The 7,783-nt window shown below is 68.3% G+C and carries 6 protein-coding genes and 1 pseudogene; 3 read left to right on the top strand and 4 right to left on the bottom strand.

Features of this window, described 5'->3' with window-relative positions; translation table 11 throughout:
* Nucleotides 1-115, top strand: a pseudogene (locus ASJ79_RS32240) (aldo/keto reductase); the annotation flags it as partial.
* A gap of 124 nt (nucleotides 116-239) precedes the next feature.
* Here ASJ79_RS32240 and ASJ79_RS13885 read toward each other — a convergent pair.
* Nucleotides 240-1,238 carry a MaoC family dehydratase gene (locus tag ASJ79_RS13885; RefSeq protein ID WP_067956057.1) on the bottom strand — a complete coding sequence of 333 codons (999 nt, stop codon included), beginning with the start codon at nucleotides 1,236-1,238 and terminating at the stop codon, nucleotides 240-242.
* A gap of 86 nt (nucleotides 1,239-1,324) precedes the next feature.
* Here ASJ79_RS13885 and ASJ79_RS13880 point away from each other — a divergent pair, with 86 nt between their 5' ends.
* On the top strand, nucleotides 1,325-2,482 hold the full coding sequence (locus tag ASJ79_RS13880) for an acyl-CoA dehydrogenase family protein (RefSeq protein ID WP_067956056.1): 1,158 nt from the start codon (nucleotides 1,325-1,327) through the stop codon (nucleotides 2,480-2,482).
* Nucleotides 2,482-3,204 carry a GntR family transcriptional regulator gene (locus ASJ79_RS13875; RefSeq protein ID WP_067956055.1) on the top strand — a complete coding sequence of 241 codons (723 nt, stop codon included), beginning with the start codon at nucleotides 2,482-2,484 and terminating at the stop codon, nucleotides 3,202-3,204. Before ASJ79_RS13880 ends, ASJ79_RS13875 begins: the two co-directional genes overlap by 1 nt.
* Here ASJ79_RS13875 and ASJ79_RS13870 read toward each other — a convergent pair.
* The 3 genes from ASJ79_RS13870 to ASJ79_RS13860 all read right to left on the bottom strand — a co-directional run bounded on the left by ASJ79_RS13870 (nucleotide 3,182) and on the right by ASJ79_RS13860 (nucleotide 7,565).
* A complete protein-coding gene (locus tag ASJ79_RS13870; protein WP_067956054.1) occupies nucleotides 3,182-4,084 on the bottom strand; it encodes an enoyl-CoA hydratase/isomerase family protein in 903 nt (300 codons plus the stop codon). The two genes, ASJ79_RS13875 and ASJ79_RS13870, sit on opposite strands and share 23 nt — an antisense overlap.
* On the bottom strand, nucleotides 4,081-5,601 hold the full coding sequence (gene fadD4, locus ASJ79_RS13865; RefSeq protein ID WP_067956053.1) for a fatty-acid--CoA ligase FadD4: 1,521 nt from the start codon (nucleotides 5,599-5,601) through the stop codon (nucleotides 4,081-4,083). The genes ASJ79_RS13870 and fadD4 overlap by 4 nt, the downstream gene beginning before the upstream one ends.
* A gap of 134 nt (nucleotides 5,602-5,735) precedes the next feature.
* Entirely contained in the window at nucleotides 5,736-7,565 is a 1,830-nt protein-coding gene (locus ASJ79_RS13860; RefSeq protein WP_067956051.1) for a phosphoenolpyruvate carboxykinase (GTP), read from the bottom strand.
* Nucleotides 7,566-7,783: the final 218 nt, after the last annotated feature.

Genomic DNA, 7,783 nt, shown 5'->3' with positions numbered 1-7,783 from the left:
CGGTTCCGGTGACAACGAACGGCTCATCGCGCGCCTGCTCGCCGACCGCCGCGACGAAGTGACGCTGGCGACCAAGTTCGGCATCCAGGGCAATCCCGCCGAGCGGGCCGGCGGCCAGGTGATCCCGGCGCGTGCCGCCACGGCTTCCGCGGTCGAGCGGGCCTGCTCGAGTACGGCGGCGGGGATGGGCACGGGCGTCACGAGACCATTGTGATTCAGAACCGCGCGACGGTGAACCGTCAGAACTGCAGCGCGCTGAACCGCCAGTCCAGCACCGGCCTGTCCTCGTCCGGTCCGACCGCGTAGACCACCGAGCGCAACCGCAACACCCCGCCCCGGCCGTCCGGAAGCGGATCAGCGCCCTGGACGGTGAGATCGCTGTAGAGCGTGTCGTTCTCGTGCACCGGCCCGGTGTGGTCGCAGGACTCCCAGCCCAGCACCGTCACCAGGTTGGGCAGCAGCCGGCTCGCCTGGGCCAGAGCCAGGCCGATGGTGTGCCCACCGTAGACCAGACGTTCCCCGCCCACACGCGAATCATGATGGGTGGCAGCGATGTTCAGCGACAGCCGGGCCAGCTCGGGGGCGCTGCTGACCACGTCGGCGGTGCTGCGCAGCACCGTTCCGGCCGTCGCGGGGTCGAAATGCGGGCCCGGCACCCGGGCCCGGAACGCCTCGGCGTCCCAGTCCGCGGTCGGATCGGCCGCCGCGGCCACGTCGGACCCGATTGCGGACAGATCGTCGTCGAAGCCGGTCTGCACGGTGTCACCGCTCAACGGCAGCATCGCGCACCGGTAGAAGTCGAGGATCAGCCGCCCGACACCGTCGATCGTCGTCATACGCAGCGCGGCGAGGCCGGTCGGCGCCCGGCCGAGTTTCGCCGAGTTCTGCCGTAGACCCACCACCTCGGTGCGGGTGAACAGGGTGTCGCCGAGGACGGGATACCGGTAGAACCTCAGACCCCGGTAGAAAAGGTTGGCCTTCACCCGTTGGGTCACCAGGGTCGACTGGCCGATCGCGATGTCACACACCAGGGCCGGATGCGCCAGCGGCGCAGTCGCCCCGACCACCGCCTGGGTGAGCTCGGCGTCGAGCGGCAGCCGGAGCCGATCGCCGATGATCGCCTGGTGCGTGGCGGCCACGCCGGCGGTCAACGTCATCGACGGCGCGGAGTCGAAGACCTGCCCGACACGCAGCTCGTCGAAGTAGGGGCCCCCCGAGATTTGGCCGTACAAAGTCACAGCGGCCCATGCTGGCAGCCCTGCGCTTCGCGTGTCAATATGGCGTCCGGAAATGGCCGTACATTTACGACGTCGGGAGGCTGTGCGTGGTCGAGGGCTTGAGCAGCGAAGAGACCCTGCTGGTGGAGACGGTGCGGACCTTCATCGACCGCGACGTGAAGCCGACCGTCCGCGACGTCGAGCACGCCAACACGTATCCGGAGGCGTGGATCGAGCAGATGAAGCGGATCGGCATCTTCGGCCTGGCGGTTCCCGAAGCGCATGGCGGGGCGCCGGTGTCCACGCGCTGCTATGTGCTGGTGACCCAGGAACTGGCCCGCGGCTGGATGAGCCTGGCAGGTGCGATGGGCGGGCACACCGTGGTGGCCAAGCTGCTGGCACTGTTCGGCACCGACGAACAGAAGCAGCGTTACCTGCCGGCGATGGCCACCGGTGAATTGCGCGCGACGATGGCGCTGACCGAGCCCGGGGGTGGCTCGGACCTGCAGGCGATGGGCACCATGGCCCGGCGCGACGGCGACGAGTTGGTGATCACCGGTGCCAAGACGTGGATCTCCAACGCCCGCCGGTCCGGCCTGATCGCCTTGCTGTGCAAAACCGATCCCGACGCCACACCCAAACACGCGGGTATCTCGGTGGTACTGGTCGAGAACCCCACCGACGGGCTGACGGTGTCGCGGGATCTGCCCAAACTCGGCTACAAGGGCGTCGAGTCCTGTGAACTGGTGTTCGACGGGTGCCGGGTACCGGAGTCCGCGATCCTCGGCGGGGTGGCGGGCAAGGGGTTCGGCCAGATGATGAAAGGCCTTGAGACCGGCCGCATCCAGGTCGCGTCCCGGGCGCTCGGGGTGGCCTCGGCCGCACTCGGGGACGCGCTGGCCTACGCGCAGGATCGGGAGAGCTTCGGTCAGCCGATCTGGAAGCACCAGGCCGTCGGTCACTATCTGGCCGACATGGCGACCAAGCTGACCGCTGCGCGGCAGTTGACGCTGCACGCGGCCGACCGCTACGACAGCGGCGCCCGTGCCGACATGGAGGCGGGGATGGCCAAGCTGTTCGCGTCCGAGGTGGCGATGGAGATCGCACTGAACGCGGTGCGGATCCACGGCGGCTACGGCTATTCCACCGAGTATGACGTCGAGCGGTATTTCCGTGACGCGCCGCTGATGATCGTCGGCGAGGGCACCAACGAGATCCAGCGCAACGTCATCGCCGGACAGTTGGTGGCCCGGGGCGGCATCTGATGCCTCCGGCGTATCAGGTGCTGCGCGAACGGCTTCGGGAGGACATCGCCGCCGGCAAGTACCCCGACGGGACGCGGCTGCCGACGGAGTCCGAACTGGTGGCCCGGCACGGCCTGTCCCGCCAGACGGTGCGGCGCGCGTTCCAGGATCTGGTCGCCGAGGGTGTGGTGTACCGGGTGCCCGGCCGCGGCAGCTACGCCGGTGACCGGGGCCGGCGGTACCTGCGCCGGCTCGGTTCGATCGAGGATCTGATGAGCCTGTCAGTCGACACCACGATGGAGGTGATCGACGGGCTGCACCGCCGCGTCGACATCGACGCGGCCAGCCGGTTGCGGCAGGACGGCGACGTCGTCTACACGGTGCGGTTCCGCCGGCTGCACGATGGTATTCCGTTCGGGCACACCATCGTTCACCTCCCGCCGGCGGTCGCCGCTCCGGTCCTCGGCTCGCCGCACCTGTGCACCGGCGCGGTGAGCACCCACACCGTGATCGGACTGCTGGAGCCGCATCTGGACCGCCCGATCGCCGAAGCGGCGCAGTCGATCACGGTCACCGCGGCCGACGACCCGGCCGCCGCCGCGGTGGGATGCCCGCCCGGGCATCCGATGCTGCGGGTGGATCGGCTCTACGCCAACGACCTGGGGCGCCCGCTCGAGCTGGCCGTCAGCCAGTTCCTGCCCGAGCAGTACACCTACCGGGTCACGTTGCGGCGTTCGGGCTGACAGCGTCGACGAGACCCCAGCGTAGCGCCGTCTCGGCGTCGATCGACTGCCCCGACAGCACCAGATACGCGGTGCGCCACCGTCCGATGCGCCGGGTGATGCTGACGGTGCCGCCGGCGCCGGGAATCAGCCCGAGGGCCAACTCAGGCAGCCCCAGCACCGCGTCGGGGTGACACGACACCGTCCCGCAGAACGCGGCCATCTCCAGTCCGCTGCCCTGGACGTGGCCGTGGACCTCGGCCCGGCAGGAACCGCCCAGGCGCGCGGTGATCGCGTCGAGTACCAGCGCCGGGCTGTGCCGGGTGCGGGCCAGGTGCGCACTGGCGGGATCGGCGAACGTTCCGAACTCGGCGAGGTCGCCGCCGCTGCAGAACGACGGGCCATTGCCGGCGAGCACCACCTCGTCGACACCCGGGTCCAGACGGGCCACCTCCAGGGCGTCCAGAAGCGCGGCCCGGGCGTCGGTCGAGAACGCGTTGTGCCGTCGCGGCCGGTTGAACCTGATCGTGAGCCGGTTGTGATCACGGTGTGCCACAACAGGATCCGGGGTCAGCGGAACCTGCGCCGGGCCCCGTTCGGCGAGCCAGCGGGCGAACTCCGGGCCCGCCTGCAGCGTCGAGTAGGCCAGCGACTCGGTGACGACTCCGGCGAAGGTGGATCCGTCGGGATCGAACGCGCGCAGCACGTCGTCGCACACGGCGGCCGCCTGCGGCCAGCGGCGGCAGCGCTCGTCCAACGCGGCGAGCGCGTCGGGGACCGACGCGACCGTGACCGCGCGCCGGTCGTCGACGGTGTGTTCGGTCAGCGTGAAAGTCGCGTCGTCGGACGGGGTTCCGACGGCGACGCGCACACCGCCCGCAAGCTCGACCGGATTGTTCACGAGTACTTCTTTATCAGCTCCTGCTTGTAGAGCTTGCCGGTGTCGGTGCGGGGCAATTGCGCCTCGAACGACAGCGACCGCGGGCACTTGTAATGCGCGAGGCGGTCGCGCAGCCAGGCGATCAGCTCGGCGGCGAACTCGTCGGTGGCGTCGGCTGCGTCGACGGTCTGCACGACGGCCTTGACGCTCTGGCCCATCTCGTCGTCCGGAATGCCGAAGACCGCGGCGTCCATCACCTTCGGGTGGGTGACGAGCAGGTTCTCGGCCTCCTGCGGATAGATGTTCACCCCGCCAGAGATGATCATGTGGTGGCGCCGGTCGGTCAGGTAGAGGAAGCCCTCGTCGTCCAGATATCCGATGTCCCCCACCGTCTTCCAGCCCTGCGGGTGGCGTGACGACGCGGTCTTGTCGGGGTCGTTGAGGTACTCGAAGTCGTAGCCGCCCTCGAAGTAGATCTCGCCGGCCTGTCCGGGTGGGAGTTCCCGGCCGTCCTCGCCGACGATGTGGATGACACCGGTGAGCGGTTTGCCGACAGAGCCCGGATGCTCCAGCCAATGCTCGGCGGTGATCAGCGTGGACCCGTGCGCCTCCGAGGACGCGTAGTACTCGTCGACGATCGGGCCCCACCAGTCGATCATCTGCTTCTTGATGTCCACCGGGCACGGCGCCGCGGCGTGCATGACACGCTCAAGGCTCGACACGTCATACGACGTGCGCACGTCCTCGGGCAGTTTCAGCATCCTGGTGAACATCACCGGGACGAATTGTCCGTGGGTCACCTTGTGTTTGGCGATCGCATCCAGTGCGCCCTCGGCGTCGAACTTCTCCATCACGACGGTGGTGATACCGCCGGCCTGGGTCTGCATCGACCACACCGACGGCGCGGTGTGGTACAGCGGGGCCGGGCTGAGGTACACCGCGTCGGGGTGCATCCAGAACGACACCAGCGCGGCCATCAAACCCGGTACCTCGGACGGCGGTAGGTGCGGCAGTTCGCGTTTGATGCCCTTCGGGCGCCCGGTGGTGCCGGACGAGTACTGCAGCAGGTCACCGTCGATCTCGTCGGCGATCGGGGTGTCGGGCTTGTCGGCCACGCACTCGGGGTAGGTCTGCCAGCCGTCCAACCGGCCGTTGGCGATCAGCAGCACCGGCGGCAGTCCGTGCGGAAGCTCCGCGTCGAGCCCGGCCAGCGTGTCCGTGAGCGCGGCCGAACCGACGATCGCCTTGGCGCCGCTGTTGTCGACGATGTAGGCCACCTCGGCGGCGGTGAGATGGGTGTTGATCGGGACGTAGTAGAGCCCGGCACGACGCGCCGCCCACATCACGGCGTGGAAGTGCTCGTTGTTCTCCATCAGGATCGCGACGGCGTCACCCTCGACCAGACCGGCGTCCCGGAACAGGTGCGCCAGCCGGTTGGCCCGCGCCTCCAGCTCCCCGAACGTCACCACGGTCCCGCTGGGATACATGATGACGGCGGGCTTGTCGGGGGTGGCAACGGCGGTGTCGCGGATCTGCATGCGCCGACTTTACTTCCCCGTAGTTGACGGGTGTCAAGAGCGGTGGCTCTTAGCGCGTGGGAGGCTCGCGTGAAATAGCACCGCGAGCGTAGGTGTCCATGTGCAGACACCTACGCTCGCGGTGCGAAAAAGGATCAGCTCTCTTCGGCCAGGCGGGTCTTCAGCGCGTCGAACTCGTCCTTGATGCCGGTCGGCAGCTTCTCGCCGACGAACTCGAACCACTCCTCGATCAGCGGAACCTCGGCGCGCCACTCGTCGACCTTCACGGCCAGCGCCTCGTCGACGTCGGCCGGGTCCACGTTGAGCCCCTCCAGGTCGAGGTCCGCGGCGGTCGGCACGATGCCGATCGGGGTGCTCTTGCCGTCGGCCTTGTGCTCGATGCGCTCGATGGCCCACTTGAGCACGCGGCTGTTCTCGCCGAAGCCCGGCCATAGGAAGCGGCCGTCGTCGCCACGGCGGAACCAGTTGACGAAGAACACCTTCGGCAGCTGCGACTCGTCGGCCTGCTTGCCGATGTTGATCCAGTGCTGGAAGTAGTCACCGACGTTGTAGCCCATGAACGGCAGCATGGCCATCGGGTCGCGGCGCACGGTGCCGACCTTGCCCTCGGCCGCGGCGGTCTGCTCGGAGCCCAGCGTGGCGCCGATGAACACGCCGTGCTGCCAGTCGCGGGCCTCGGTGATCAGCGGGACGGTGGTCTTACGGCGACCGCCGAACAGAATCGCCGAGATCGGCACGCCCTGCGGGTCGTCCCACTCCGGGGCCAGCGTCGGGCACTGCGAGATCGGCGTGCAGTAGCGCGAGTTCGGATGCGCCGCTTTGGTTTCCGTCTCGCGCAGAATCCAGTCGTTGCCCTTCCAGTCGATCAGGTGGTCGGGCTCGCCCTCCAGGCCCTCCCACCACACGTCGCCGTCGTCGGTCTTGGCGACGTTGGTGAAGACGGTGTTGCCGGCGGCGATGGTCTTCATCGCGTTCGGGTTGGAATCCCAGTTGGTGCCCGGCGCGACGCCGAAGAACCCGAACTCGGGGTTGGTGGCGTAGAGGCGGCCGTCCTTGCCGAACCGCATCCACGCGATGTCGTCGCCGACGGTCTCGGCGCGCCAGCCCGGGATGGTGGGCTGCAGCATCGCGAGATTGGTCTTGCCGCACGCCGACGGGAACGCCGCGGCGATGTAGTAGGCCTTGTTCTCCGGACTGATCAGCTTCAGGATCAGCATGTGCTCGGCCATCCAGCCCTCGTCGTGGGCCATCGCCGACGCGATGCGCAGCGAGTAGCACTTCTTGCCCAGCAGCGCGTTGCCGCCGTAACCCGAGCCGTAGCTCCAGATCTCGCGGGTCTCCGGGAAGTGGGTGATGTACTTGGTGTCGTTGCACGGCCACGGCACGTCGGACTGACCGCCTTCCAGCGGCGCGCCGACCGAGTGCAGCGCCTTGACGAAGAAGCCGTCGTCGCCGATCTTCTCCAGCGCCTTGGCGCCCATGCGGGTCATGGTGCGCATCGACACGACGACGTACTCGGAGTCGGTGATCTCGACGCCCAGCTTGGGGTCCTCGGCGTCGAGCGGACCCATGCAGAACGGCACCACCCACAGCGTGCGCCCGCGCATGCAGCCGCGGTACAGGTCGGTCATGATGGCGCGCATCTCGCCCGGGTCCATCCAGTTGTTGGTGGGACCGGCATCGATCTCGCGCTCGGAGCAGATGAAGGTGCGGGACTCGACACGCGCGACGTCCGACGGGTCGGACAGCGCCAGGTACGAGTTCGGCTGCTTCTCGGGATTGAGCTTCTGGAACGTCCCGGCCTCCACGAGTTGCGCACAGAGCCGGTCGTACTCCTCCTGGGAGCCGTCCGCCCATGCGACGCGGTCGGGCTGGGTCAGCTCGGCGACCTCACGAACCCATGCGAGCAGACCCTCGTGCTTGGTCGGTGCGTTGTCCAGTCCCGGAATGGTCGCTGCGGTCATGCTGTCTCGTCTCCCTGCATCTCGCGAAGGCCTGCAAGGACGCAGGCGCCGGAATCAGAACCAGAGGCTCAGATTCCCTGGTCACTGTCTACTGAGGTTAACGCGGGTGACATACCCGCGGGCATTCAGGAGTATGTCCATTCACTCACAGGAACGATTCAGATAGCCGCGACCGGGCCATCTACCGCCCGGTAACAAGGTGGTCGTCCACGCTGCGC

Source organism: Mycobacterium sp. NAZ190054, assembly GCF_001545925.1.
Classification (GTDB): Bacteria; Actinomycetota; Actinomycetes; order Mycobacteriales; family Mycobacteriaceae; genus Mycobacterium.
The sequence above is the reverse complement of the archived record's forward strand: the minus strand, read 5'-3'. Positions and strand labels throughout refer to the sequence as shown.